Raw genomic sequence first — 24,243 nt, 5'->3', positions numbered from 1 at the left:
GGCGGTGGGGTCGGGCGGTCCGCCCGGTCCTACCGCCCGCCGGGCTCGTCCTCCGTACGCATTCCGTGCAGGTCGTAGCTGAACTCGCCGGCTTCCAGCCGGGCCCGCAGTCCGCTCTCCCTGGCCGTCCGGCTCCTCGTCGCGGCGGCCACGGCGTCCGCGCTCGTCCGCCGCACCACCACGGCCCCGTCGGCGTCGAGCACCATGATGTCCCCCGGCTCGACTGTCGCACCGCCGACCGGCACCGGCACGTCGAGCGAACCCCTGTGGCGTTTGGTGGCTCCGCGCACCCGACACCAGCGGGCCCAGACCGGCAGGCCGAGCGTCCGAAGTTCGTCCACGTCCCGTACCGCGGCGTCGACCAGCACGCCGGCCGCGCCGGCGACCTTGGCCTGCGTGGCCAGCAGCTCGCCGATCAGCGCGACGGGGGCCGGTTCGGGCATGGTGAGCACGAGCACCTCGCCGGGGCGGACGAGCGTCATGGCCTCGTGCACTGCCCGGTTGTCGCCCTGGCCGCAGACGACGGTCCGGGCGACGCCGGCGACCTGGGAACCCGGCACCACCTGCACGAGGTCCACGTCGATCAGGCCACGCCGGCCGGCGGCTTCGTACACGGTTGCCACCCCGGCAGCGGCCAGTGTCTCGATCACCGCGGGGTCGACGTCCGCCGCGTCGTGGGCGGCGTTCACAGTGCCACCACGACGTTCGGGATCAACCGTTGGAACGCCTCCGCCTGCCGGATGGTCGCGTCACCGGTCACCCGGCGGGCGTGGTTGCCACGATGGTCGGCACGCTGGGTGTAGTACTCGCGCAGGTAGCCCTGAGCCGCCATCGCCGCCATCGCCTCCCGCTTGGCCGGCATCGCCTCGGTGATGTCGACGAACACGGTGGGGACGAAACCGCAGAGTTCGGGCTGGTGGGGTTCGAAGGCCAGGAACTCCGAGGGCGGGGCGGTTCGGAAGCCGCTGGACACTCCGGCGTCCGCGGTGAGCTGCCGGGCCGTCACCACCGCGGCGTGCGCCGTCGGGTGGTCCGGGTTGAACGGGTCGCGCTCGGGGTGGGTGAGCACCACGTGCGGCGCGTACTCGCGCATCAGCGTCGCCAGCCGGTCGATGTCCTCGTCCCGGATCCGAAGCGGGTAGTCGCCCAGGTCGAACGCCTCGAACCGGGCGCCGACCGCGGCGGCGGACCGTTCCGCCTCGGCGTGCCGCAGTCGTTTGACGTTCTCCACCGTCTGCTGCGGGTCCTTCCACAGCTCGCCGGACTCGCCCCGCTCGCCGTAGGAGAGCGCCAACACGACGGCCTCGCCGCCGGCCCGCGTGTGCATGGCGATGGCTCCGGCGGCCCGCCAGACGAAGTCGGCCGAGTGGGCGCCCACCACCAGCATCCGCCGCCCGCTCATGCCGGCGTCGTTCCTGCCGGCGTCACCAGACGGCGCGAGTTGACCACCGCCATGACGTGGACCTCCTCGTCGGTGAAGCCGGCGTCGAACAGGCGGTCGGCGAAGAGCGCCAGACCGTCCTCCACCGGCGGGTTGAACGGTTGCCCCAGGTCGCTGGAGAGGACGGAGTGCGCCACACCTACCGACCGGATGGTGGCGAACAGGTCCGCCCAGTCGACCTTGCCCGAGTGCGGAGTCGTGAAGCAGCGCTCCAACAGGGCGCCCGCCTCGGCCAGCTCGCGCTGCCGCGCGGGCGTCAGTCGCTGCGAGGTGAACTCGGGATGGGTGACCACGATGCGGCGTACCCCCTCCTGCGTCGCGGCCCGGACCACGGCGGCGATCTCGGCGCCGCTCAGGTGGCCGGTGGCGAGCGTGATGTCGTGCCGGGCGATCACCCGCAGCACCTGGCGTACGCGGTCGAGGACCCGCCCCTCGTCGTCGACGACCTCGACCGGATCCGGCACGATGCCCTGGCTGTGCAGGTCGGATTGGAAGGCGCCCCACATCGCCGGTGTGGCGCCCGGCAGATCGGTGGCGGTGCTGCGCCGCTGATTTCCGGAGTCCACTGTCGGCATCCAGACGATCCGGGCACCCTGGCGCGCGGCGACCTCAACCGCGACCGGGTTGATGCCGCCCATCGCGCCGTTGAGGGTGACGGCACCGAGGACGTCGACGCCGGGCACCACCTTGCGGACCACCGCTGCCCGCTCGGCAGTCGCCACGTAGTGGGACTTGAGGACGAAACCGGCCAGCCCGACCTCGGCGCAACGGTGCGCCAGATCGACGTCGTCGATGCGTCGGGCCATCACGTCGGGGGCCACGTGGACGTGGGTGTCGTAGGCACCGCGGACCACGGCGCGGGCACGGGCGGAGGGAACCAGAGGGTCAGGCATCGCGCTCCTCGGTGAGCCCTGAGAGCGGGGTCGTGCGGGTGCGCTCGGTCGAGCGCGCGGCGGTCACGAGCCGGGAGCCGCCGAGCGCAAGCATATCGGTGATCATGCCTATTTCAAGGTGCAGTCAGGCTCAGCATCCACTGTGGATGCACAGGAACCGTTGCCCGTCAACCTCATTGCCGGCTCGGGACAGACGAGCACCACCTGCCTGATCTAAAATCGTCTATCGATGCCGACCTCGCGTCGTCCCGCCGATCCCCTCGACAGGGTCGGCCACGCGTCGCGAGCCCGGAGGCTGGAGGCACCGCATGGGTAAGCGCTTCTCCACGCTCGTCGCGGCCTGGTTGGCCGTGGCTCTCGCGGCCGGTGGCTGCGGCGACACCGGTGACAGCGGCGGCGACCCGCCCGGCGGTGAGATCGACAAGGTCGCCTACATCACCGCGTTCGGTGCGGTGGGCCGCGACGCCTTCGCGTGGGTGGCCAAGGAGAAGGGCTACTTCGCCGAGGTCGGCATCGAGGTCGACATCAAGGAGGGCGCCGGCAACCAGCAGAACCTGACCGCGCTCAAGTCGGGGCAGGTGCAGTTCGGCGCTCTCGACTTCACCGGTGCCGTCATCCAGGCGGGCAAGGGCGAGTTCACCGACTGGCGGGCGATCGCCGCCGTGCACCAGCAGACTTTGATCTCGGTGATGACCACCAAGGACACCAACATCACCACCCCGAAGGACCTCCGGGGCAAGACGATCGCCACCGGCAGCGGCTCCGTGACGGAGTTGCTCTTCCCGGCGTACGCGCGGCTGGCCGGGCTCGACCCGGCGACGGTGAAGATCGAGGGCGTGCAACCCACAGCCCTCAACGGCCTCATGGCGAGCCGGCGGGTCGACGCGCTGGGCACGTTCCTGCTCAGCCGCGGCGCCCTGCAGACCGCCGCCCGGAAGGACGTCGTGGTCCTGCCCTACAGCGACTACCTGCCGGACCTGTTCGGCAACGCGATCATCACCACCCCGTCGCTCATCAGCAAGGACCCCGACCTCGTGCAGCGGTTCACCAAGGCCGCGCTCAAGGGCCTGGCGTACAGCATCGAGCACCCGGACGAGGCGGCGACGATCCTCAACAAGGCGAAACCCACCTACACGGTGGCGGCGGGCAAGGGTGAGATCGACGCGATGGCCCCGCACGTCCGTCCCGACGGCGGCGCCCCGATCGGGTTCCTGGACGAGTCGCGGGTGGCGCAGACCATCGCCGTCCTCGAACGCGCCAACCTGATTCCGTCGGGCCTGACGCCGGCGGCCGTCGTGGACCCGACCTTCGTCAAGAAGTCGTGACCGGCGACTCCCGGGCAGAACGACGCCGGCACACCCTCGGGCTCCCGGCCCTGGGCGCGGTGGTCGCGACCGGGCTCTGGTGGCTGTCCACCTGGGCCTTCGACATCGAACCGTTCTTCCTGCCAGCGCCCCCGGACGTGGTCGACGCGTTCCTGCGGCTCCCCGGTCACCTGGCTCAGCAGACCTGGATCACCTTCCTGGAGACGATCATCGGATTCGGGATCGCGGCGGTGGGCGGGCTTCTGCTCGCCGTCCTGCTCGCCGCGTCGCGGACCGTCGAGCGGATGGTCCTACCGATGATCGCCGGCATCAACGCGGTGCCGAAGGTGGCGCTCGCGCCACTGCTCCTGGTCTGGATCGGCTTCGGCTACGAAGCCAAGATCGTGATGGTCGTGCTGCTCTGCTTCTTCCCGATCCTGATCTCGACAATGGCGGGCCTGACCTCGACACCGAACGACCTCGGCGAGCTGGCCCGCTCCCTCTCCGCCTCGTGGTGGCAGACCTTCCTCAAGGTCCGACTTCCGTGGGCCCTGCCGCAGATCTTCGTCGGCCTGAAGGTGGCGACCTCACTCGCCATCATCGGCGCGATCATCGGCGAAGTGATCAACCCGCAGGCCGGGCTCGGCGCGGTGATCGCCAGTTCCGGTCAGTCCGCGGACACCCCGCTCGCGTTCGCGGCGCTGATCCTGCTCGCGCTCATGGGCGCACTGCTCTTCTACCTGATGGCCGGCCTCGAACGCCTCCTCGTGCCGTGGGCGCGCGCGATCTCCTCCTGAGGCGGCAACCGCGGGACCTCACCCCCGCGGGCCGTCCCACCTCCCCTGCGAACGGTTCCTCGTGGCTTCGTGCGTCGCGGCGTGGTCAGTGCGAGTGCCGAGGCACGTCGCTGCCGCTGCCGCCGACGAGGAAGTCCAGGTCGGCGCCCTGGTCGGCCTGGAGGACGTGCTCGCTGTACAGCCGCACCCATCCCCGGTCGGCGACCGGCGGTGGTGGCTGCCAGGCGGCACGGCGCTGGGCGAGTTCCGCGTCGTCGACGAGCAGGTCCAGCGATCGCGTCGCCACGTCGACGCGGACCAGGTCGCCGGTGCGCACCAACGCGAGCGGGCCGCCCACCGACGCCTCCGGGGCCACGTGCAGGACGCAGGTGCCGTACCCGGTGCCGCTCATCCGGGCGTCGGAGATCCGCACCATGTCCGTGATGCCGTCGGCGAGCAGCCGTCGTGGCATGGGCACGTTGCCCACCTCCGGGAACCCCGGATAGCCGCGTGGCCCGGCGTTGCGGACCACGATCACCGTGTCGGGGGTGACGTCGAGGTCCAGGTCGTCGGCCGCGACGACGTACTCCTCGATCCGGTCGAAGACGAGCGCCGGCCCGGTGTGGCTGAGGAGGTGGGCAGAGGCCGCGGAGACCTTCAGCACGGCCCCGGACGGCGCAAGCGATCCGCGGAGCACCACGGTGCCCGAGCCGGCGGGTTGGAAGGGCTCCGCCATGGTGGCGATGACGTCCCGGTTCCAGCACTTCACGCCGTCGATGTTGTCGGCCACGCTCTTTCCGCTGACGGTGACGTGGTCCATGTGCAGCAGCGTGGCGATCTCCGCCATCACGGCCGGGACACCGCCCGCGTAGGCGAAGTCCTCCATCAGGTACGCCCCGGACGGCATGAGGTTGACCAGCATGGGCACGTCGGCGGTGAGGGCGTCGAAGTCCTCCAGCGACAGCGGAACACCGAGGCGTCCGGCAACCGCGAGCAGGTGTACGACGGCGTTCGTCGAACCGCCGATCGCGGCGTTGACCCGGACCGCGTTCTCGAACGCCTGCCTGGTGAGCACAGTGGACAGCCGTTGATCCTGCTCGACCATGGCGACGATCCGGCGTCCGGCGGCGTGGGCGAGGGCGTACCGCCGGGAGTCGACGGCCGGCACGGCGGCGGCCCCCGGGAGCTGTACGCCGAGCGCCTCGGTCACGCAGGCCATCGTGGAGGCGGTCCCCATGGTCATGCAGTGCCCCCGACTGCGGGACATGCCGACCTCCGCCTCCGCGCAGTCGGCCGCGCTCATCCGGCCCGCCCGCATCTCCTCGGTGAAGCGCCAGACGACGGTGCCCGAGCCGATGTCCTGGCCGCGGAACTTGCCGTTGAGCATCGGGCCGCCGGTCAGCATCAGCGTCGGCAGGTCGACGCTCGCCGCCCCCATCAGCAGGCCGGGGGTGGTCTTGTCGCAGCCGGAGAGCAGGACAACCCCGTCGAGCGGGTTGGCCCGTACCGACTCCTCCAACTCCATCGCCAGCAGGTTGCGGTAGAGCATGGTCGTGGGTCGCATGAGGGGTTCACCCAGGCTCATCGCCGGGAACTCCAGCGGCAGGCCGCCGCTCTCCCACACCCCCCGCTTCACCGACTCGGCCAGGTCACGCAGGTGGGCGTTGCAGGGGGTCAGCTCCGACCAGGTGGTGGCGATGCCGATCACCGGGCGGCCGTCGAAGACGTCGTCCGCGAACCCCTGGTTGCGCATCCAGGACCGGTGGATGAAACCGTTGCGGCCCTCCGCACCGAACCACTGCGCGCTGCGCAGCTGTCGATTCGTCGTCGACATCAGCAGACTCCTCTGTCATCCGTCCGCGCCGCGGGGGTTCGCGGCGATCCTTGAGCGGGTGGTGCACTGGCTGGTGGCGCGGGTGCGGCCTACCGGAGGCCTCCGACGGACAGCCCGCCGCGCCAGTGTCGTTGCAGGCTGAAGAACGCGATGATCAGCGGAATCACTGACACGAGCGAGCCCAGGATGATGAGGCTCCACAGCGAGGTGCCTCCCGCGTTGTTCGCCGACGCGATCCCCTGCCACAGGCCGAGACCGACGGTGACGGGGAAGAGCCGGTTGTCGGAGAGCATCGCCAGCGGCAGGAAGTAGTTGTTCCAGGACGCCACCGCGGACAGGAGCAGCACGGTGACCACCGCGGGGCGCATCATCGGTAGGGCGATCTGCAGGAACGTGCGCACCTCTCCCGCGCCGTCGACCCGCGCCGCGTCCAGGAGTTCGTCGGGCACCGCGTCGCGCGCGTACACGTGCATCAGGTAGACGCCGAACGGGTTGAGTAGCGACGGGAGGATCACCGCCCAGACCGTGTTCGTCAGGCCGAGCTGGGAGAACATGATGAAGGTCGGGATGACCAGCGCGGTGGCCGGGACCATCAACGCGCCGAGCACGACGGCGAAGCTGAACCGCCGGGCCGCGAACCGGTACTTGGCGAACCCGTACCCGGCCATCACCGCCAGGATCGTGGCACCGACACCACCGGCGATGGCGTAGAGCGTGGAGTTGAGGATCCACCGCAGGTAGATGCCCCCGTCGTGGGTGAACAGCTGCTTCAGGTTGCCGAGGTAGTCGACCTGGTCGGTGAACCACAGGGTGTTGTCGCCGCCGAACAGGCCGGCCGCGTCCTTGGAGCTGTTGACGATGAGCCACCAGAACGGCACGAGGAAATAGATCACCAGGAAGCCGAGGAGGATCTGCATGGGGAGATAGCGCTGCGGCCGGCGGGGGCCGGAGCGGGCGCTCGTGGGGGCGGTCATCAGAGGAAGCTCCTCCGCTTGCGGGTGAAGAACAGGAAGACGTACACGCAGATGAAGACGATGCCGCCGAGGGCGAACGAGATCGCCGACCCGTAGTTGAAGTTGGCCAGCGAGAACGCCTGCTCGTACGCGTACATGTTGGGGGTGAAGTCCGTCCTGATCGTGCCCGCGGCGAGGTATCGCAGGATCTGCGGTTCGTTGAAGAACTGCAGGGTGCCGATGAGCGAGAAGACCAGGATCAGGATCAGCGCGGGCGCGATCAGCGGGATCTTGATCCGCGTCGCGATCTGCCACCGCCCGGCGCCGTCCATCCGGGCGGCCTCGTAGAGGGTGGGGTCGACGCCCTGCAACGCCGCGTACAGGATGATCATGTAATAGCCGGCCCACTGCCAGGTGACGACGTTGAGCAGGCCATAGAAGATCAGGTCACTGCTCAGGAAGTCCGGTGCGGTGGCGCCGAACAGGCCGAAGATGTCGGTGAGCGGGCCGAAGCCCTTGCTGTAGAGGAACCCCCACATCACGGCTCCGATGACCGTCGGAATCGCGTACGGCAGGAAGATCATCAGGCGGGAGAAGCGAGCGAACAGCGTGGTCACCGCGTCCAGGATGAGCGCCATCGCGAGCGCGAGGACGATCTGGATCGGGATGGACACGAGCGAGAAGCGGATGACGAACCACGCCCCGGAGAGGAAGCTCGGGTCGGTGAACGCCTTCACGTAGTTGTCGAAGAGGACGAAGCTGGTGCCGCCGATCAGCTTCTTCTGGAAGAGGCTGAGATACAGCGCGTACGCCAGCGGCGCGATGAGGAACGCCAGGAAGACGATCCCGAACGGCCCGACGAAGAGCCAGCCCATGAGGTGCTCGCGGAGGTGTACCTTGCCACGGATCTTGCGTGTCTCGTTACGAGCACGCGGTGCGCTCTTCTCGGTCAGGAGTGTCATTGTGGTCTCCGGGACGTGGACGCCGAGGGTCGAGGGTGGGCCGCCCGCCCGTTGACGGCGCGGCCCACCCGTCAGGTCACTGAACGGTGAAGCCTTGTTCCTTGGCGTACTTCGCCACGTCCTCCTGGATCCGGTCGGCAGCCTGCGAACCGGTGATGGACCCCTTGATGACCTCGCTGACCTGCTTCGTCATGGCGTCGAGGTAGTACTGGCCGAAGGGGGCGTACGCGACGCCCTTGTAGGCGTCCGCGGCGGGGACGTAGACCTCCTTGTTCGCCTGCTGGCCGTCGAAGAACGGCACCTTCAGGTCGATGAACGCGGGGTCCTTGAGAGCCGTGAGGTTGAGCGGGAAGATGATCTGGTTGGTCCAGCCGTCGGTGAGCGACTCCTTGTCGGCGTAGAGCCCGTAGGCGGCCTTCGCCGCCAACTCCGGCTTCTTGGACTGTTTGGTCACCGAGAACGCCGACCCGCCCCAGTTCACCTGCACCGGGTTGGCCTCGTCCCACTGCGGCAGCGGCGCCACCGCGAACTTGCCGGTGTCCTGGCCCTTGCCGACGCCCGCGCCGGTCAGATAGCCCGGCGCCCACGCCGCCGAGATGTACGTCGCGTAGTTACCGTTGATCACGCCGGAGATGTACTCCGGAGTGAACTGGTCCTGCGTCCCGACCAGGCCCTTCTTGGCGAGGCCGCCCCAGTAGTCCAGCACGTCCTTGGACGCCTGGTCGTTGAGCTTCACACCGATCGACTTCGGCTGCGCCGGGTCGACGGTGAAAGGCGCGGCGCCCTTCTGGATCTGGAGCGCCATCAGGACCGCCGGGACGTTCGCGCCGAGGTCCCCGAACAGCGGGCCACCGGCATCCTTGACCTTCTGCGCGGTCTGCTCGTACTCCGCCCAGGTCTTCGGTGGGGTGATCTTGTACTTGTCGAAGATGTCCTTGCGGTAGATCATGCCCATCGGGCCACCGTCGACCGGGACGCCGTAGACCGCGTCGCCGACCGACACGTCCTTCCAGGCACCCTCGCTGTAGTTGGCCTTCACCGCGTCGTAGCCGTACTTCTTGATGTCGACGAGCGCGCCCTGGATCTGGAAGGTCGGGATCCGGTCCGCCTCGACCATGATCACGTCGGGTGCGCCGGTGCCCGCCGAGATGGCCGTCTGGAACTTGTCGTACTCGTCGCCGCCCTGCCCGACGTTGGTCCAGCAGACCTGCACCTCGTTGTTCTGCTTGTTGAAGTTGTCGACGACGAGTTGGGTGTTCGGGTACCACCCCCACATCGTCACGACCGGCAGGTCCTTCTTCGTGATGGTGTTCGTGCAGTTGCTCGCATCATTTCCGCCCTCGTCGCCGGAGCAGGCGACGAGGCCGGTGCCGACCGCGAGCATGGCAACCGTGGCGAGTATCCGTCTTCTCTTCATTGAGGTGGTTCCCTTCGGGGTGGCGGTGCGGAGGCATCCGGGCGCTGGCGGGCGCCACCGGGGGCGGGAAACCCGCTCCCGGTGGCGTCGCCTGGAACGGCTCCTAGCGCTTGAACAGACGAGGCGCCAGGTCGATGAGGTTCTTCTGCCACACGTCCCAACCGTGTGGCCCGGGGGTCACCCCGTCGAACTCGTAGCGGATACCGAGGGTGTCCAACGTGGTCAGCGACGCCATGAAGCTCGGGTACACGAAGTCGGTCTGGTCACCCACGTACAGGCGCAGCATCCTGGTGCCGTTGTTGATCGCCTCCACGTCGACGCCGGTGCCGCTGCCGAACCCGGCCGAGAAGGCCGCGACGTAGGCGAACTGCCCGGGGTACGCCCGCAGCACGCCGAACGCCTGACCGCCGCCCATCGACAGACCGGCGAGCGCCTGCTGGGACGGGTCGCTGGAGACGTGGTAGCGGGCACGGGCCGTGGGAACGATGTTCTCCAACAGCTCCCGGTTGAAGTTGGACGAGTTGCCGTTGCCCATCACGACCACCATGGGCACCAGGTCACCGTCGAGGAACTGGTGGTCGAGGATCTGCTTGGCGCGTCCCATCTCGACCCAGTCCGTGTAGTTCTGCCCACCGCCGTGCTGGAGGTAGAGGACTGGGTACGGCTCGGCACGACCCGGGTCGTACCCGGGTGGGGTCCACACCAGCGCCGTGCGGTCCTGGCCTGCCACGGTGCTGGTGTAGGTCATGCTCTCGACCTTCCCGCCCTGGCCGGCGGGGACGTCCGACAGCAGGCGGGCCCCCGGCCCCGGGATGAAGAACGTGCTCCACATCGGTTCGGTGGTCACCTTGGTCGGGTTCGAGGTGTCCTTGAACGGAACCCGGTCCACGATCAGCCGGTAGTAGTAGAACCAGGGCTGGAGAGGACCCACTGTCGCCCGCCACCGGTCACCGTCACGGGCCAGTGGCACACGCAGCCAACTGCCGCCCGGAGCGATGTTCGCCCACACCGTGACGTGCTGGGCGTCGGCGAAGGCGGTGGTGGTCTCGAAGGTGACGAAGCCGTCCTCGCTGACGAAGGGCGTCGGGGTGGTGCCCGCCGGCGGCGGGTTGAACTCCCCCTTCAGCTGCCCGTGACCGGGGCTCGGCCCGTGGTCCGACACGTGCCGGAACAGCCTCGGCACGAAGTCGACCAGATTCTCCTGCCAGGTGTCCCAGTTCGCGCCACCGTCCGGGTTGACTCCGTCCGACTCGAACCTGACATCGGCCCGACCCAACGCCTTCGCCAGCCGGTAGGTGGCGTTGTGCGCCGGATCGGTCACGTTGCCCGTGTAGAGACGCAGCAGCTTGACGGTGCGGTTGACCGTCTTGGCGTCCTTCCGGTCGACGTCCGGGACAGAGCGACCCGAGAACCAGCCGACGTAGCCGAACTGAGCCGGCTTGGCCAACGCGGCCTTCACCGCCACCGTCGCGCCGTCGGACACTCCGGCAATCGCCTGGTGTGCCGGATCGCGGAGGACCCGGTAGTTGTCGGCGACCGCCTTGCGTAGGTCCTTCAGCTCCTTGTCGCCCGAGTCGTCGGTGATCACGACCACCATCGGCCGTATGGTGCCCGCAGCCGAGAGGTTGTCGAGGATCTGCCTGGTCCGTCCGAGATCGAGCCAGTCGGTGGCGGCCACGCCGTCACCCGACTGCAGGTAGAGCGCCGGGTAGGCCTTCGGGCCCTTGGCCGCGTACTCCGGTGGTGTCCAGACCAGGGCGGACCGTTGCCCGGCCCTGGTCCGGTAGGTCAGCGTCCCGACCTCACCGCCGGTGCCGGGTGGCGCGTCGACCAACCACCGTGCCGAGTCACCCGCGACGAAGAAGGTGCTCAGCAGCGGGTCGGACGCCACACTCGTGTCGTTCGTCGGGTCCTTGATGCTCTTGGTGTCGTCGGCGGTGAACTGGTAGTGGTACAGCCCCGGCTCGAGTGCGCCGAGAACGCCGGACCACACGTCACCACGGCGGGTCAACCCGAACTCCGCCGTGGCCGAGGACGGGCCGAAGTTGCCCTCCACCACGACCTGCGACACCGTGCCCAGCTGCTCCTGGACGTAGGCGGCCGGGACGGTGAACGACGCGTAGCGATCCGGGGAGACGGTCAGCCACGGGGTGTCGGCCGCCGCCGCCGGTTGCGGTGCGAGCAGTACCGCTGCGACGGCGATGACTCCGGCGGTGAGGGCCGCCGAGAGCCGACGCCCACCCAGCCGGCGTAAGCGCCCATGGTACGGTTCGGTTGTCACGCTCCACTCCTCTCTGCGCCGGCAGCGGATGCGACCCGACTGGCCGGCTCGATTCACTGGTGGATCTAGCCGTGGTTCTGCGTTGACACCTCCTTCACCGTCATGCCAAGGTGCTCTTCGGTGGCGCGGTCGAGCTGCGGACCACGAGGCTGGTCGGAAGCACTATCCGGTGCGGCCCCTCCCACTCGCCGGTCACCAGGGACTTCAGCATCCGCGCGGCTTCGTATCCCAGCTGGTACATCGACTGGTCCACAGTGGTCAGTCCTGGTGCCGTCGACGCCGACTCCGGGATGTTGTCGAACCCGACGACGGACAGGTCCGCGGGGACGGAGACTCCCAACTCCCTGGCGACCTCCAGGGCCTTGAGGGCCATCCCGTCGCTCGCCGCGAAGATCGCTGTTGGCGGCTCCGCCTGTTGCAGGAGAGCCCGCGCCAGCGGAACCGCCGACTCGGGGTTGAAGTCACCTCGGCCGATCAACGTCGGATCGACCGGGACGCCGGCGGCGGTCAGCGCGGCGCGGTAGCCCTCCTCACGGGACCAGGCCGCCTCCAGGCTGGACCGACCCGCGATGAAGCCGATGCGCCGGTGGCCCAGAGCGAGCAGGTGCTCGACGGCCGTGGTGGCGCCCGCTAGGTTGTCGGCCATCACCGAGGGACCCGTCGTGCCCCTCGCCGGGTCGATGGCCACCACTGGCGTGCGGCTCTGCACCTCGCCCCAGGGCGTGACCACGATGCACCCGTCGGTCAGGGTGCCCGAGAGGCGGGTCAGGTGCCGCCGCTCCCAGCCCTCCGAGTAGGACCCATAAAGGTCGCTGTTGGCGTAGACGATCAGGTCGAAGCCCGAGCGGCTCAGCGCCTTCATCGCCCCCTTGAGCACCTCGGCGGTGTACGACTGGAAGCTGTGCGTCACGAGGCCGAGGACATTCGTGCGGCTGCGCCGGAGGCTCGTGGCGACCAGGCTCGACTCGTAACCGAGTTGCTCGATGGTCGAGCGGACGTGGGCCACCGTGTTGGCGCTGACGCCGTAATGGCCGTTGACCACCCGCGAAACAGTCGCTGTGGAAACGCCGGCAACCCGAGCAACATCACTCATTGTCACGGGCGCATTGACCTCGGTCATGCCGCTCCCTCTGGACTGCAATCGTTATCGGTTACGTTTCCAGGGTGTTGCCAACGTAACGGACAAGTATTACGAACACAAGGCCTCTTCACCCTCGCGCCGACCGTCCTACCAGGACGACTACACGGTCATGGACACGCGTTCGCCAAGACCGTGGGCACGCTAACAACTATTGCCTCCGGCGACCGGCGACTGCGTCGTCGGGCACCGTGGTTCGACCCCGTCGACATCGAGACGCCACCTCCCCGTCGGGACCATTCCGCAGCGGCGGCGAGGCGGAAACGACGAGATTGCGGCATCGACGATCGACCGGCGCGCACTGACACCAGACGCCCGACCCGGGCCGGGGCGCCGTGGGGCGGACCGCCGGCGCAGATATTGATCATGGACATCGGATTCCTTACTGTAAACGTGATCGGTAACGTTTACATAGATCAAGAACGTAATCGGCGATCATCATGTTGTCCAGAGCTCGCACTGACCCCACCACCCCCGGGTCCGCGTCGCGACGTCCACGTCACGGCGGGATCCCGCACGAAGGGAGCCAGCCCTGAACACCCACCTCGACGGAGCGCCGGAACCACCGTCCGGCACCGACAGTCCACTCCCCTACCGTCTGAGCCTCGACCCGCGCCGACGCGTCGCGCCGGTGCCACGGCGGCTCTTCGGCTCGTTCGTGGAGCACCTGGGACGCTGCGTCTACACCGGCCTCTACGAGCCGGGGCATCCGACGGCCGACGCGGACGGCTTCCGGCACGACGTCCTCGCGCTCGTTCGGGAACTGGGCGTCACCACGGTCCGCTATCCGGGCGGCAACTTCGTCTCCTCCTACCGCTGGGAGGACGGCGTCGGCCCGGTCGACCAACGGCCCGCCAGGCTGGACCTCGCCTGGCACAGCCTGGAGACCAACGAGTTCGGGCTGGACGAGTTCATGCGCTGGGTCGGCAAGGCGGACGTCGACCCGATCATGGCGGTCAACCTCGGCACCCGAGGCACCGCCGAGGCCGTCGACCTGCTCGAGTACGCCAACCACCGCGGCGGCAGTCACCTCGCCGACCAGCGGCGGAACAACGGCACCACCGATCCGTACGGGATCAAGCTGTGGTGCCTCGGCAACGAGATGGACGGCCCGTGGCAGGTGGGTCAGCGAAGCGCCACCGAGTACGGGCGGCTCGCGTCGCAGACCGCGAAGGCCATGCGCCGCTTCGATCCCGACCTCGAACTCGTCGCCTGCGGCTCGTCACACCTCGGCATGCCGACGTTCGGCGCCTGGGAGCGTGACGTGCTCACCGAGGCGTACGACGACGTCGACCTGATCTCGTTGCACGCCTACTACCAGCCGGTCGACGACGACCTGGCCAGTTTCCTCGCCTCCGCCGAGGACATGGACCGGTACATCGACGCCGTCACCGCCATCGCCGACTCCGTCGGGGCGATCCGCAGGTCGACCAAGAAGATCATGATCGCCTTCGACGAGTGGAACGTCTGGTACCAGTCCGCCGCTCCCTCCAACCCGCCGAGCGGCGAGGACTGGCCGGTCGCCCCACCCCTGCTGGAGGACCACTACAGCGTGGCCGACGCGGTGGTCGTCGGCGGGCTGCTGATCAGCCTGCTCCGGCACAGCGACCGGGTGACCGCAGCCTGCCAGGCTCAACTGGTCAACGTGATCGCACCGATCATGACCGAACCGGGCGGTCCGGCCTGGCGACAGACCATCTTCCACCCCTTCGCCCGGACCGCCCGGCACGCCCAGGGAGCCGTGCTCGACGTGCTCCGCGACGGCAGTACGACGTCCACCGACCGCTTCGGCGAGATCGACGCTGTCGACGCGGTCTCCACCTGGGACGACAACACCGGTGAGATGACCGTGTTCCTGGTCAACCGCGTCGTCACCACCCCGGCCGAGGTGACAGTGGATGTCACCGGCGCCCGGCTGGCCGGCATCATCGAGTGCGTCACCGTCGGCGGCACCGACCTGCACGCCAAGAACACGGCCGACGGTCCGGACCACGCCGAGCCGCGCCCCAACGGCACGGCCCGCAGCGCCGACACGGGCGTCCAGCTGACCCTCCCGCCCGCGTCCTGGACGATGCTGCGGCTTCGGGCCACCGACGTGACCACCTGATCGGCTGACGAACCACCCCGGCCGCGTACACCCTGGGTTCACCAGGGGGTACACGGCCGGGGCTTCCCCACCACAGGGAGTTCGCCGTCGAGCCGGGGTTACCGGGCGTCGACCGGGGAGCTGTGGGAACCGTTGAAGAGCTTGTCGCCGCGGTATCGAGCGACCACCGGGGCATCGAGTTCGCCATGGAGGGTCTTCCTCAGCCGTGCGACACCGTTGTGCACCGGGGCCGACCCGAGGTGCGTGTCGCCGACGGAGAAGTCGACAGTGCCGGAGGGCGCGGAGGTGCTGGTGCTGACGGCATCGACCGTCGCGGTGGCGGTGACAGTGGTGTGGTGCGAGGCGCCCACGGGTGCCGCCGTGACGTCGAGGCTCGTCGTCGTGGCGCGGAACGTCAGGGTACGCAGGTAGTGATTGAGCAGCGGGCGCCAGACGTGCCAGGTGTGCACGCCCGGCACGTTGTACTCGTCCAGCTCGACACCGGCGGCCCGCAGGGCGGCGGCGTTGCGCTGCGAGTTCTCGGCGATGTTGCCCAGACGGTCCTGGAGCCCGGTGCCGATCATGATCCCGCCGGTCACCGCCTTCATGCCGTCGATCTGCGTCGGGGTGGCGGCCGGGCCGCCCGCGCTCCAGGCGGCGTGGTAGCCGAACAGGTCGGTGTGGTTGTACATGATGGTGTACGCCCGACTGCCGCCGGCTGAGAAGCCACCGAACGCCCGGTCCTGCGCGCGGGTGGAAACGTGGTAGTTCTGCTCGACGAACGGGAAGATGTTGTTCCGCAGCTCGTCGACGTAGCCCTCGTTGCCGCCGGGCAGGCCGTTGAAGTCGGTGGAGACGATCACCATCGGCTGCGCCGCCCGATCCTTGATCGCGTTCTCCAGGATGAGGTGGGCGACGCCCTGCATCGTCCAGGCCGTGGAGTGGTCACCACTGCCGTGGCTCAGGTAGAGGGTCGGGTACGGCTCGGCCCGGTCGGGGTCGTAGCCGTGCGGCGTGTAGACGACGATGTCGTGCGCTCCGGCCGGGTTGGTGGACAGCGGCGAGGTGTACCGCCGGGACTCCAACCGGCCGATCCGGGCGACCGGCGCCTGGTAACCGGTGTCGTAGGTCGGAAACTTCCTGCTGGTCGGCACGTAGATCGTGCTGCGTACCGCGCCGGGCGCTCCCGGGTACTGCGGCTGGATCTGCCACCGGTTCGCCGGGTCGTCGTGCAGGGTGCAGCCGGTGCCGAGTTCATTGGCGCAGTCGTGGGTGAACGCGTAGCGGAAGGTGCCCGCCGGCAGCGGCGTGGTGAACGTCCACACCCCGTCGGGGCCCTTCCGCATGGGCAGGATGTGCCACGGGGTGGCCGCAACGTCGCCAGGCTGCCACTCGGTGGGCGGCCGGGCGTCGCCGCAGTCCTGACACGGGATGTTCTCCGGTCGGGAGAAGAACCAGTCGCCGTACACGTGGACCTGCTGGACGTCGTCGGGCGCCCGGTACCGGAAGGTCACCGCGTACCCGGTCGGCGGTTTGTCGGTGCGGGTGACGGTCGGGCCCAGCGGCGCCGGCGGTGCGGCCGACGCCGCGGGAACCGCTACCGTTCCGGCCGCGACGGTGGCGGCGGCGAGCAGTGCGATCGCCAGCCGACGGCTCGGCGTCGACGTCGGGGGACGGGATGTGGCGACGGACATGTTTCCTGCTCCCTCTTCGGCGTGTGGTCAGACCGCACCGAGCAGTCGACCAACCATTCGATGGTGAGGTGAACGGATACCAGGAACGGGCGATGTCGCTATGCGAGCGCTAACATCTGGCCCTGTCCAGAACAAAACCACGAAATACGATGACGGTCAATGACACTTTTTGCCTTGCGCAACGAAGGAAATTGAGGGCACAGTTCAGCGACACCAGGGCGACCGGCACGAATCCATCCGGGATCAATTCGTGGAACTGCTCGCCGGCCGACCTGGCGCCACCGAAGAACCGTGCGGGAACGACCTACCTCGCGACTATTCCCCCTTCGATTCCAGCCTCCCGTCCACTCGACGTGGAATGGCGGCGTACTCGTCTCGAAGCTCCTCGGGGAGGATCCACTCCGGGGCGTCCTGCCATGCCAGTGGGCGCAGGAACCGCCGGATCGCCGTGGCCCCCACCGAGGTGTGTACGGCGTTGGTCGACGGCCAGGGTCCGCCGTGGTGCTGGGCCCAGGAGACCCGGACACCGGTGGGGTACCCGTCGAAGACGATGCGGCCGGCGCGCGCGGCGAACACGTCGACGAGCCGGCGTACCACAGCGGTCTCGTCGGCGGGTCCACTGTGGATCGCGCCGGTCAGCGACGGTGGGACGGTCGCCAGGGCGGCGTCGAGTTCGGTGACGTCGCGATACCGGACCACGATCAGCAGCGGGCCGAAGCACTCGTCGGCGATCTCGGTCGTCAGGTCCGGCAGACCGACCTCCAGCAGCGTCGGCGCGACGGTGAAGCCCTCGCCTGGCTCGACCTGGGGTCGCGCCGCGACCCGAGCGCCGGCGCGTTCGAACGCCGCCGCCTGCTTCTCGTAGGCGTCCCGGATGCGCTCGTTCAACAGAACCGCGCCCACCGCCGAGGCGACCCGCTCCCGCAGCGCGTCGACCAACTGGTCACCGGCCGGGTCGGACGGGACGAACGCCAGGCCGGGCTTGGTGCACAGCTGACCGCCCGACGCCGTGAAGGAGGTGAACAGGCCCTCGGCGATCCGGTCGCTCCGGTCCCCGGCCGCCCCGGGCAGGACGACGATCGGGTTCACGCTGCTCAGCTCGGCGTAGAGGGGAATCGGATCGGGCCGTTCGTCGATGGCCGCCTGGATGGCACGGGCGGCCCCGACGGAGCCCGTCAGGGCGGCCGCGCGGATCGCCGGGTGACGCACCAACGACCGGCCCGCCTGCTCCCCGTACACGATGCCAATCACGCCGTCGGGGCCACCCAGGTCGCGGATGGCCGACTCGATCGCGTCGGCGGAGGCGTGCGACGTCAGCGGGTGCGACGGGTGGGCCTTCAGGACGGTGGGGCACCCCGCGGCGAGCGCGGCGGCGGTGTCGCCCCCAGCGACCGAGAAGGCGAACGGGAAGTTGCTGGCCCCGAACACGGCAACCGGTCCGAGGGGTACGAGCATCCGTCGCAGGTCCGGACCGGGCCCGATGGGGGTGTCGGCGGCGTGGTCGATGGCCGCCTCAAGGTACGCCCCGTCGCGCAACACGTCGCCGAACATCCGGAACTGCCACACCGCCCGGGTGAGTTCCCCGTCGAGCCGCGCGGTGCTGAGCCCGGTCTCGGCCTCGGCGGCCGCGACCAGGTCTGCGCGCCGGGACTCCAGGGACGCGGCGACGCGATCGAGCATGTCCGCCCTGCCGAGTCTCCCCAGCCCGGACAGCCACTGCGCAGCTCGGGACGCCTGGTCGGCGATGGCCTCCAGCCGAGACTCGTCCGTCTCGCTGAGATCCGTCGAGCGCCGCCGGCCGTCGCGTGGGTCGACAGTGATGACCACGTTCACAGCAGTCCTCTCCTCACCAGATTGCCCATCAGATCGCGGACGCCGAAGTGCCAGGGCTCGCACTCCTCCGCGTGCCACACCCGGTTGACCAGGGTGCCGAGCGCCGGGCAGCTGATCCGCACCACGTCGTCCACCTTGTGGGTGAAGCCCTCACCGGGGCGGTCCCGGTCCTGGATCGGCGCGAACATGGTGCCGAGCATCAGGGCGGCCCCGTCCGGATACTGGTGGTGCGGGCCGATCAACTGCCGCACCAGTTCCTCCGGGTCACGCGACATCCGCGTCATCTCCGAGACCGCCTCCAGCAGGAAGCCGTCCACGCCGCTGACCTCCACGCTGACCTCAAGTTCGCGCACCTGGGCCATCCCGAACCGCTCGTCGAAGAGCCGGATCAGGGGACCGAGGGCGCAGGAGGCGTTGTTGTCCTTCGCCAGCGGAAGCAGCAGGGCCGAGCGGCCCTCCACGTCCCGCAGGTTCACGTCGTTGCCGAGGGTGGCGCCGACGATCCGCCCGGTGGACGCGACGATGAGGGTGACCTCGGGTTCCGGGTTGTTCCAGGTCGACGCGGCGAGCACCCCGACCGGAACGGCGGTGCCGACGGCGGAGAGGACCTGCCCCTTGGTGAAGATCTCGGCGTCCGGGCCGATCCCCACCTCCAGGTACTGACTCCACATACCCTCGGCGACCAGCAGGCTCTTGAGCCGGTCCGCCTCCACCGAACCCGGCGCCAGGCTGTGCAGGTCGACGCCGACGTCGGCGAGCATCCGGTGGCGGATGTCCGCGGCGAGGGCCAGATCTCCGCGCGCACGCTCCTCGATGACGCGTTCGATCATCGAGATGGGGAAGGTGACCCCGGCGGCCTTGAGCACCTGAAGGTCGACCGGGGCCAGCAACCAGGGCCGGGTACGGTCCCGGGTCGCGGCCTCCGTGTTGGCCAGGATCTCCCCGAAGTCGCCGACCGTCGGCCCGTCGAGCCCGGCGACCACCGCGGCGGGATCGGGCAGTTCGCAGATGTCCCGGACGGTCGGGAACCGACGACTGACGTCGATGACCATGCCGTCGCGGACGGTCACCGGAGTCGGACCGTCGACGGACGGATCCCAGATGCGGCCGACGAGCACACTGGTGTCGGCATCGTCCGGCAGCGCCTCGGCGGCCGTACCGGACCACCCCGCGTCCAGGGCCGCCCCCCGGGGCCGTGGCACCGTCATGAGCCGCTCTCCAGGTTGAAGAAGGACCGCTCGTCCCGAGGGCGGATGTCGTAGACGGCGTCCTCGAACATCCGCAGCGGATGCGGTGTGAACGGATGCTGCTCGATCGCGGCGAGGTCCAGCTCGATGCCCAGTCCGACCCCGGTCGGGATCAACACGTCTCCGTCGGCGGTCAGCACCAGCCGCTCGTTGGTGATGTCGGGACGCCAGGGGACGTCCGTCGCCATGATCTCCAGATACCTGAAGTTCGGCAGTGTCGCCCCGAGTTGCAGCGTCGCGGCCGTGCTGAGCGGGCCGCTGGGGTTGTGCGGCGCGAACCCGACGTAGCTGGTCGCGGCGAGCGTCGAGATGAAGGCCAGCTCGGCGATCCCGCCGGCGTGCGTCACATCGGGTTGGACGAAGTCGACAGCCTGACGGGCCAGCGCCGGCGCGAAGCCCTGCCGGCCGTACCACCGCTCCCCCGCCGCGATCGGCACGGGCGACGACCGGCGGATGTCGACAAGCGCGTCGAGGTTGTCCGGTGGGCAGGGCTCCTCGAACCACACCGGGTCGAACTGGGCGATCTCCGTCGCCACCTTGATGGCGTGCCGGACGTCGAAGCGACCGTGCCCCTCGACGAACAGTTCGACGTCACGGCCCACCGCGCCACGCACCGCGTCGATCTGGGCGAGCACCCGGTCCAGCTGCTGGGTGGAGATGGTGAGGTCGTAGTTCTCGAACGGGTCCCACTTGAGGCCGCGGAAGCCGGACTCAACGGTGCTGCGCGCCGCCGCCGCGTAGTCCTCGGGCGTGACGGCGCCGGAGAACCAACCGTTCGCGTACGCCCGCACCCGGTCCCTTGTCGCGCCGCCGAGGAGTCGGGAGACCGGAACGCCGAGGTCCCGCGCCGAGATGTCCCACAGGGCCATCTCGAACGAACTCAGCGCGGTCATGACGACCGGTCCGCCGCGCCAGTACCAGTTGCGGGCCAGCTCGTAGAGGGTCTTCGAGATGCTGGTGGGGTCCAGGCCGACTACGGCCTCGGCCAGCTCCGCGATCGCGCCCTGGACGGCCCGTTCCTTGCCTTCCAAGGTGGCCTCACCGAGCCCGACGATCCCCTCGTCGGTGTGCACGCGCACGATGACGAGATTCGTACGGTAGAAGTCGACGACCACCGTGTCGACGGAGACGATCTTCATTTTTCGGCTCAACCCTTCACCGCACCGGCGGTCATGCCGGACACCACGTACTTCTGGACCAGGAGGTAGAAGGCGACGGCCGGCAGCGTGAACAGGAAGGCGACGGCCATCACCGTCTGGATCGGCGTACCCAGTTCGCCGATGAAGTTCGCGATGCCGACGGACGCCGGTTGCAGGTCCGGGTTGAAGATGAACGTCACCGCGAACACGTACTCGTTCCAGGCGTGGAAGAAGGCGATGACCGCTGTCGCCGCGATCGACGGGGCGATCAACGGCACGTTGATGCGGGTCAGTGTGGTGAAGGGTCGGGCGCCGTCGGCGCGGGCCGCCTCCTCCAACTCCTTCGGGATGCCGTCGATCGCACCCTTGAGGATCAACGCGACGATCGGCAGGACGAAGGCCGAGTTCACCAGGACGAGGCCGGTCAGCGAGTCGAGCAGGTCGAAGCGGCGGAACAGTGCGAACAGCGGCACGACCATGAGCGCCTCGGGAAGCATCTGCGTGAACAGCAGCACGACGGTCAGCACGGCCTTGCCCCAGAACGAGAACCGGGACAGCGCGTAACCGAGCGGGATACCGAGGCCGACGGAGAGGACCATCGTGCCCACTGCGATGACCAGGCTGTTGAGCAACCACCCGGCCGCCTTGCCCTCGGCCAGCGCGTCGACGAACACCCCGAACTGACCGAGGTCCGGCGTGAGCCGGGGCCGATCGGCGAAGAGGTCGCCGTTGCTCGACAGCGCGGTGACGAACATCCAGTACAGCGGGAACACCGCGATGCCCAGCACGACGAGTACGGCCACGATCCGCGCGGTGATCCCGAACCGGAAGCGCCTCATCGGACGTCCCCCTTCTCCACAGCACGCGCGACCAGTCGGCTGCCGATGATGACGATGAGCGAGATGACGACGCCGACCATCCCGATGGCCGCCGCCGATCCGAGTTCCTTCGAGTCGAACGCCTGCGAGTAGAGGTCGATGACGAGCGTCTCGGTGGCGCCGACCGGTCCACCCTTGGTCATCAGCCAGATGAGTTCGAACCGGCGCAGCGACCAGATCGTCATCAGCAGGGCCAGCAGGCCCACGGTCGGCTTGATGACCTGCCAGGTGACGGCGCGGAAGGTCGCCCAACGCCCGGCGCCGTCGACGCTGGCGGCCTCGTTGAGCTCCTGGGGTACGGACTGCAGTGCGGAGAGCAGCACCACGGACGTGAACGGGAACAGCTGCCAGATGGTCGTCGCGAGCACCGCCGGGAGCGCGTAGCGGGGGCTGTCCAGGATGGCGCCACCCGGCACGCCGAGGCCCACCGCGTCGAGGAAGCGGTTCACGATCCCGTACTGCGCGTTGAGCATCCAGGTGGCGATGAGCGCGACGGCGATGCCCGGAGCAGCCCAGGGAACGGTCACCAGCGCCCGTGCCACACCACGGCCCCGGAAGTTCCTGTTGAGCAGGAGCGCGACGCCGAGCCCGGCGCCGATCGCGCCGACGACGCAGGCGACGACGTAGACGAAGGTGATCAGCAGGGTGCGGTGGAAGTCGGGGTCACCGAAGATGCGGTTGAAGTTCTCCAGCCCGACCCACTCGCTGCGGGTGGGGTTGAGCAGCCGCGTCCTGGTGAAGCTGAGGTACACCTCCTGGGCGAGTGGTACCGCCTGGAAGACGAATATGAACAGCGCGGCGGGAGCCAGGAACAGGTACGGCGTCCACCTGCTGCCCAGTGGGCTGGGTCCACGTCGCCCTCTGGGCCGGCGGGATGTCTCTGGTGCCCCGGTCTGCTCGAGCACAGTCATCGGATTCGATCCTTCTGGGAGAGGACGCTGCCGGCGCGAAGGGCCGCGCGCCGGCAGCGTCGCCTGGTCGACCGGTCAGCGGACCAGATCGGTCGCCTGCTGCTGGGCGCGGTCCAGCGCCGACTTCAGGTCGGCCTTGCCCTGCAACGCCGCGATCACGTTCTGCACGACCACCTTGCGGATGTCCGGCGTCTTGGCCTCGAACCCAAGGACGATCTGCGGCAGGCTGGTGTCGGTGAGACCGTCGAAGACGGGGAGGAACGGGGTCGCCTTGAGCGATTCGGCGCTGCGCTGCGTGGTGGTGGCGACGCTGCTCGCGCCGAGGATCTCCTGCAGCTTCACCTGGTTCTGCGGCTCCAGCGCCCACTTGATGAAGGTGGCCGCCTCGTCCTTGCCCTCGCTCGCCTCGTTGATCACGATCGGCGCCAGGATCGCGCCCTGCTTGCGCACCGGGAACGGAATCGGCGCGACGGTGAAGTTCAGCTTCGCGTTCTGCCCACGCGTCGCGGTCACGTATCCACCGTTGTTGAGCTCCATCCCGACCTTGCCCTCGGCGAACATCCGCCGGAACGTCGCGGCGTCGGCACCACGCGGGATGACGTTGGCGTCGTACAGGTCCTTGTACGCCTGCAGGCCCTTGAGGTTCTCCGCTGAGTTGATCGTCAGGTTCTTGCCGTCGGACCACGCGCCGCCGAAGCCGTAGACGTAGTTGAAGATGTCCTGCCACACGCCGGCCTCTTCGGCCTCCGTCTGGCGGAACGCCAGGCCGTAGACGTCACCCTTGGTCAGCGACTTCGCGGTGGAGGTGAACTGCTCGTAGGTGGTCGGCGGCGTCGGGATCAGGTCCGCGTTGTAGAACATCGCGTAGTTCGACGCCTCGAAAATGAAACCGTGCCGGACACCGTCGTGGACCATGAACTGGTCCGGCTGCTTGAGCAGGTCGTACTTGCCGGCGTCGATCATCTTGTCGAGCGGTGCGACGAGACCGGCGTCCGAGGCGGCCTCGAACTCGGGCATGTCGAAGCGGACCAGGTCGGGGCCCTTGCCGCTGCCCATCTGGGTGAGCACCGTCTGACCGAAGGTCGGGTACGGCACCGCGGCGGCGGAGACCTGGACCTTGTCCTGACTGCTGTTGAACTCGTCGAGCCACTTCGTCAACTGGGGCCCACGGCCGGGGTCGCCGAAAGTCGAGGCGGCGAAGGTCAGTTTGGTGACGCCGTCACTTGAGCCACCGTCGGAGCCGCAGCCGGTCAGGAGCGCGGCAACCATTCCGAGGGCACATGTCGCACCGGTAATGCCGAAACGAGCGCGTCGATTACCCATAGTTACTCCACTGTTACGAGTCAGCGTCGTACCGATTAAATTGCAACGATCGTAGCGTCATGTGCAACGGTGTCAAGTAGCGATTGCGCATCGCGTGAACTATATTGCGTAATACGCAATGGCAGCGGCGGCA

General features: G+C 68.8%; 19 protein-coding genes. 3 read left to right on the top strand and 16 right to left on the bottom strand.

From position 1 onward, the window contains the following. Window positions 1–29 precede the first annotated feature (29 nt). Genes FHU34_RS13275 through FHU34_RS13265 form a run of 3 tightly spaced genes read right to left on the bottom strand, consistent with a single transcriptional unit; the run spans window position 30 to window position 2,334 of the window. Window positions 30–689 (bottom strand): 4-carboxy-4-hydroxy-2-oxoadipate aldolase/oxaloacetate decarboxylase, encoded by a 660-nt coding sequence (locus FHU34_RS13275; RefSeq protein WP_145780304.1) that lies wholly within the window; start codon window positions 687–689, stop codon window positions 30–32. Beyond that, complete coding sequence (locus tag FHU34_RS13270; RefSeq protein ID WP_145780303.1) at window positions 686–1,402, bottom strand: PIG-L deacetylase family protein; 717 nt, start codon at window positions 1,400–1,402, stop codon at window positions 686–688. The genes FHU34_RS13275 and FHU34_RS13270 overlap by 4 nt, the downstream gene beginning before the upstream one ends. After that, complete coding sequence (locus tag FHU34_RS13265) at window positions 1,399–2,334, bottom strand: DUF6282 family protein (RefSeq protein ID WP_145780302.1); 936 nt, start codon at window positions 2,332–2,334, stop codon at window positions 1,399–1,401. Before FHU34_RS13265 ends, FHU34_RS13270 begins: the two co-directional genes overlap by 4 nt. A 308-nt stretch (window positions 2,335–2,642) precedes the next feature. Between FHU34_RS13265 and FHU34_RS13260 the strand changes: the two genes are divergently transcribed. Both FHU34_RS13260 and FHU34_RS13255 read left to right on the top strand, forming a co-directional pair. Then, a complete protein-coding gene (locus tag FHU34_RS13260) occupies window positions 2,643–3,659 on the top strand; it encodes an ABC transporter substrate-binding protein (RefSeq protein ID WP_145780301.1) in 1,017 nt (338 codons plus the stop codon). Next, complete coding sequence (locus tag FHU34_RS13255; protein WP_145780300.1) at window positions 3,656–4,435, top strand: ABC transporter permease; 780 nt, start codon at window positions 3,656–3,658, stop codon at window positions 4,433–4,435. Before FHU34_RS13260 ends, FHU34_RS13255 begins: the two co-directional genes overlap by 4 nt. A gap of 85 nt (window positions 4,436–4,520) precedes the next feature. Here FHU34_RS13255 and FHU34_RS13250 read toward each other — a convergent pair whose 3' ends face one another. The 6 genes from FHU34_RS13250 to FHU34_RS13225 all read right to left on the bottom strand — a co-directional run bounded on the left by FHU34_RS13250 (window position 4,521) and on the right by FHU34_RS13225 (window position 12,954). Continuing rightward, window positions 4,521–6,248: an IlvD/Edd family dehydratase gene (locus FHU34_RS13250; RefSeq protein WP_145780299.1), complete on the bottom strand. Its 1,728-nt coding sequence runs from the start codon at window positions 6,246–6,248 to the stop codon at window positions 4,521–4,523. Between the two features lie 89 nt (window positions 6,249–6,337). Further along, window positions 6,338–7,222: a carbohydrate ABC transporter permease gene (locus tag FHU34_RS13245; protein WP_145780298.1), complete on the bottom strand. Its 885-nt coding sequence runs from the start codon at window positions 7,220–7,222 to the stop codon at window positions 6,338–6,340. Further along, window positions 7,222–8,163, bottom strand: coding sequence for a carbohydrate ABC transporter permease (locus FHU34_RS13240; RefSeq protein ID WP_145780297.1), 942 nt, complete (start codon window positions 8,161–8,163; stop codon window positions 7,222–7,224). The genes FHU34_RS13245 and FHU34_RS13240 overlap by 1 nt, the downstream gene beginning before the upstream one ends. Before the next feature lie 76 nt (window positions 8,164–8,239). Beyond that, window positions 8,240–9,580: an ABC transporter substrate-binding protein gene (locus tag FHU34_RS13235; RefSeq protein WP_145780296.1), complete on the bottom strand. Its 1,341-nt coding sequence runs from the start codon at window positions 9,578–9,580 to the stop codon at window positions 8,240–8,242. 103 nt (window positions 9,581–9,683) lie between these two features. Beyond that, complete coding sequence (locus FHU34_RS13230) at window positions 9,684–11,861, bottom strand: alpha/beta hydrolase (protein ID WP_145780295.1); 2,178 nt, start codon at window positions 11,859–11,861, stop codon at window positions 9,684–9,686. A gap of 100 nt (window positions 11,862–11,961) precedes the next feature. Further along, window positions 11,962–12,954: a LacI family DNA-binding transcriptional regulator gene (locus tag FHU34_RS13225; RefSeq protein ID WP_280116510.1), complete on the bottom strand. Its 993-nt coding sequence runs from the start codon at window positions 12,952–12,954 to the stop codon at window positions 11,962–11,964. A gap of 643 nt (window positions 12,955–13,597) precedes the next feature. On the opposite strand from FHU34_RS13225, the gene arfA reads away from it, so the two are divergent. Next, on the top strand, window positions 13,598–15,106 hold the full coding sequence (gene arfA, locus FHU34_RS13220; protein ID WP_145780293.1) for an arabinosylfuranosidase ArfA: 1,509 nt from the start codon (window positions 13,598–13,600) through the stop codon (window positions 15,104–15,106). Between the two features lie 98 nt (window positions 15,107–15,204). Here the strand turns inward: arfA and FHU34_RS13215 are convergent, their stop codons facing one another. From FHU34_RS13215 to FHU34_RS13185, 7 genes are all read right to left on the bottom strand, one after another. Next, window positions 15,205–16,779, bottom strand: a complete 1,575-nt coding sequence (locus FHU34_RS13215; RefSeq protein WP_145780292.1) for an alpha/beta hydrolase-fold protein — start codon at window positions 16,777–16,779, stop codon at window positions 15,205–15,207. A gap of 315 nt (window positions 16,780–17,094) precedes the next feature. Next, window positions 17,095–18,612 carry an aldehyde dehydrogenase (NADP(+)) gene (locus FHU34_RS13210; protein ID WP_145780291.1) on the bottom strand — a complete coding sequence of 506 codons (1,518 nt, stop codon included), beginning with the start codon at window positions 18,610–18,612 and terminating at the stop codon, window positions 17,095–17,097. Then, a complete protein-coding gene (locus FHU34_RS13205; protein ID WP_145780290.1) occupies window positions 18,609–19,820 on the bottom strand; it encodes a fumarylacetoacetate hydrolase family protein in 1,212 nt (403 codons plus the stop codon). The genes FHU34_RS13210 and FHU34_RS13205 overlap by 4 nt, the downstream gene beginning before the upstream one ends. Further along, entirely contained in the window at window positions 19,817–20,998 is a 1,182-nt protein-coding gene (locus FHU34_RS13200) for a mandelate racemase/muconate lactonizing enzyme family protein (RefSeq protein ID WP_145780289.1), read from the bottom strand. Before FHU34_RS13200 ends, FHU34_RS13205 begins: the two co-directional genes overlap by 4 nt. An 8-nt stretch (window positions 20,999–21,006) precedes the next feature. Then, window positions 21,007–21,837 (bottom strand): carbohydrate ABC transporter permease, encoded by an 831-nt coding sequence (locus FHU34_RS13195; protein ID WP_145780288.1) that lies wholly within the window; start codon window positions 21,835–21,837, stop codon window positions 21,007–21,009. Continuing rightward, entirely contained in the window at window positions 21,834–22,787 is a 954-nt protein-coding gene (locus tag FHU34_RS13190; RefSeq protein WP_145780287.1) for a carbohydrate ABC transporter permease, read from the bottom strand. The genes FHU34_RS13195 and FHU34_RS13190 overlap by 4 nt, the downstream gene beginning before the upstream one ends. A gap of 75 nt (window positions 22,788–22,862) precedes the next feature. Next, window positions 22,863–24,056, bottom strand: coding sequence for an ABC transporter substrate-binding protein (locus FHU34_RS13185; protein WP_167524819.1), 1,194 nt, complete (start codon window positions 24,054–24,056; stop codon window positions 22,863–22,865). Window positions 24,057–24,243 lie beyond the last annotated feature (187 nt).

The sequence above is a fragment of the Micromonospora taraxaci genome, from assembly GCF_007830095.1.
Lineage (GTDB): Bacteria > Actinomycetota > Actinomycetes > Mycobacteriales > Micromonosporaceae > Micromonospora > Micromonospora taraxaci.
The sequence above is the reverse complement of the archived record's forward strand: the minus strand, read 5'-3'. Positions and strand labels throughout refer to the sequence as shown.

Bases quoted from the DNA above. Each gene is read 5' to 3' on its own strand.
- FHU34_RS13185 (WP_167524819.1), bottom strand. From the start codon at position 24,056: ATGGTTGCCGCGCTCCTGACCGGCTGCGGCTCCGACGGTGGCTCAAGT.
- FHU34_RS13250 (WP_145780299.1), bottom strand. From the start codon at position 6,248: ATGTCGACGACGAATCGACAGCTGCGCAGCGCGCAGTGGTTCGGTGCG.
- FHU34_RS13240 (WP_145780297.1), bottom strand. From the start codon at position 8,163: ATGACACTCCTGACCGAGAAGAGCGCACCGCGTGCTCGTAACGAGACA.
- FHU34_RS13215 (WP_145780292.1), bottom strand. From the start codon at position 16,779: ATGTCCGTCGCCACATCCCGTCCCCCGACGTCGACGCCGAGCCGTCGG.
- FHU34_RS13225 (WP_280116510.1), bottom strand. From the start codon at position 12,954: ATGAGTGATGTTGCTCGGGTTGCCGGCGTTTCCACAGCGACTGTTTCG.
- FHU34_RS13260 (WP_145780301.1), top strand. From the start codon at position 2,643: ATGGGTAAGCGCTTCTCCACGCTCGTCGCGGCCTGGTTGGCCGTGGCT.
- FHU34_RS13270 (WP_145780303.1), bottom strand. From the start codon at position 1,402: ATGAGCGGGCGGCGGATGCTGGTGGTGGGCGCCCACTCGGCCGACTTC.
- FHU34_RS13235 (WP_145780296.1), bottom strand. From the start codon at position 9,580: ATGAAGAGAAGACGGATACTCGCCACGGTTGCCATGCTCGCGGTCGGC.
- FHU34_RS13245 (WP_145780298.1), bottom strand. From the start codon at position 7,222: ATGACCGCCCCCACGAGCGCCCGCTCCGGCCCCCGCCGGCCGCAGCGC.
- FHU34_RS13200 (WP_145780289.1), bottom strand. From the start codon at position 20,998: ATGAAGATCGTCTCCGTCGACACGGTGGTCGTCGACTTCTACCGTACG.
- FHU34_RS13265 (WP_145780302.1), bottom strand. From the start codon at position 2,334: ATGCCTGACCCTCTGGTTCCCTCCGCCCGTGCCCGCGCCGTGGTCCGC.
- FHU34_RS13190 (WP_145780287.1), bottom strand. From the start codon at position 22,787: ATGACTGTGCTCGAGCAGACCGGGGCACCAGAGACATCCCGCCGGCCC.
- FHU34_RS13205 (WP_145780290.1), bottom strand. From the start codon at position 19,820: ATGACGGTGCCACGGCCCCGGGGGGCGGCCCTGGACGCGGGGTGGTCC.
- FHU34_RS13195 (WP_145780288.1), bottom strand. From the start codon at position 21,837: ATGAGGCGCTTCCGGTTCGGGATCACCGCGCGGATCGTGGCCGTACTC.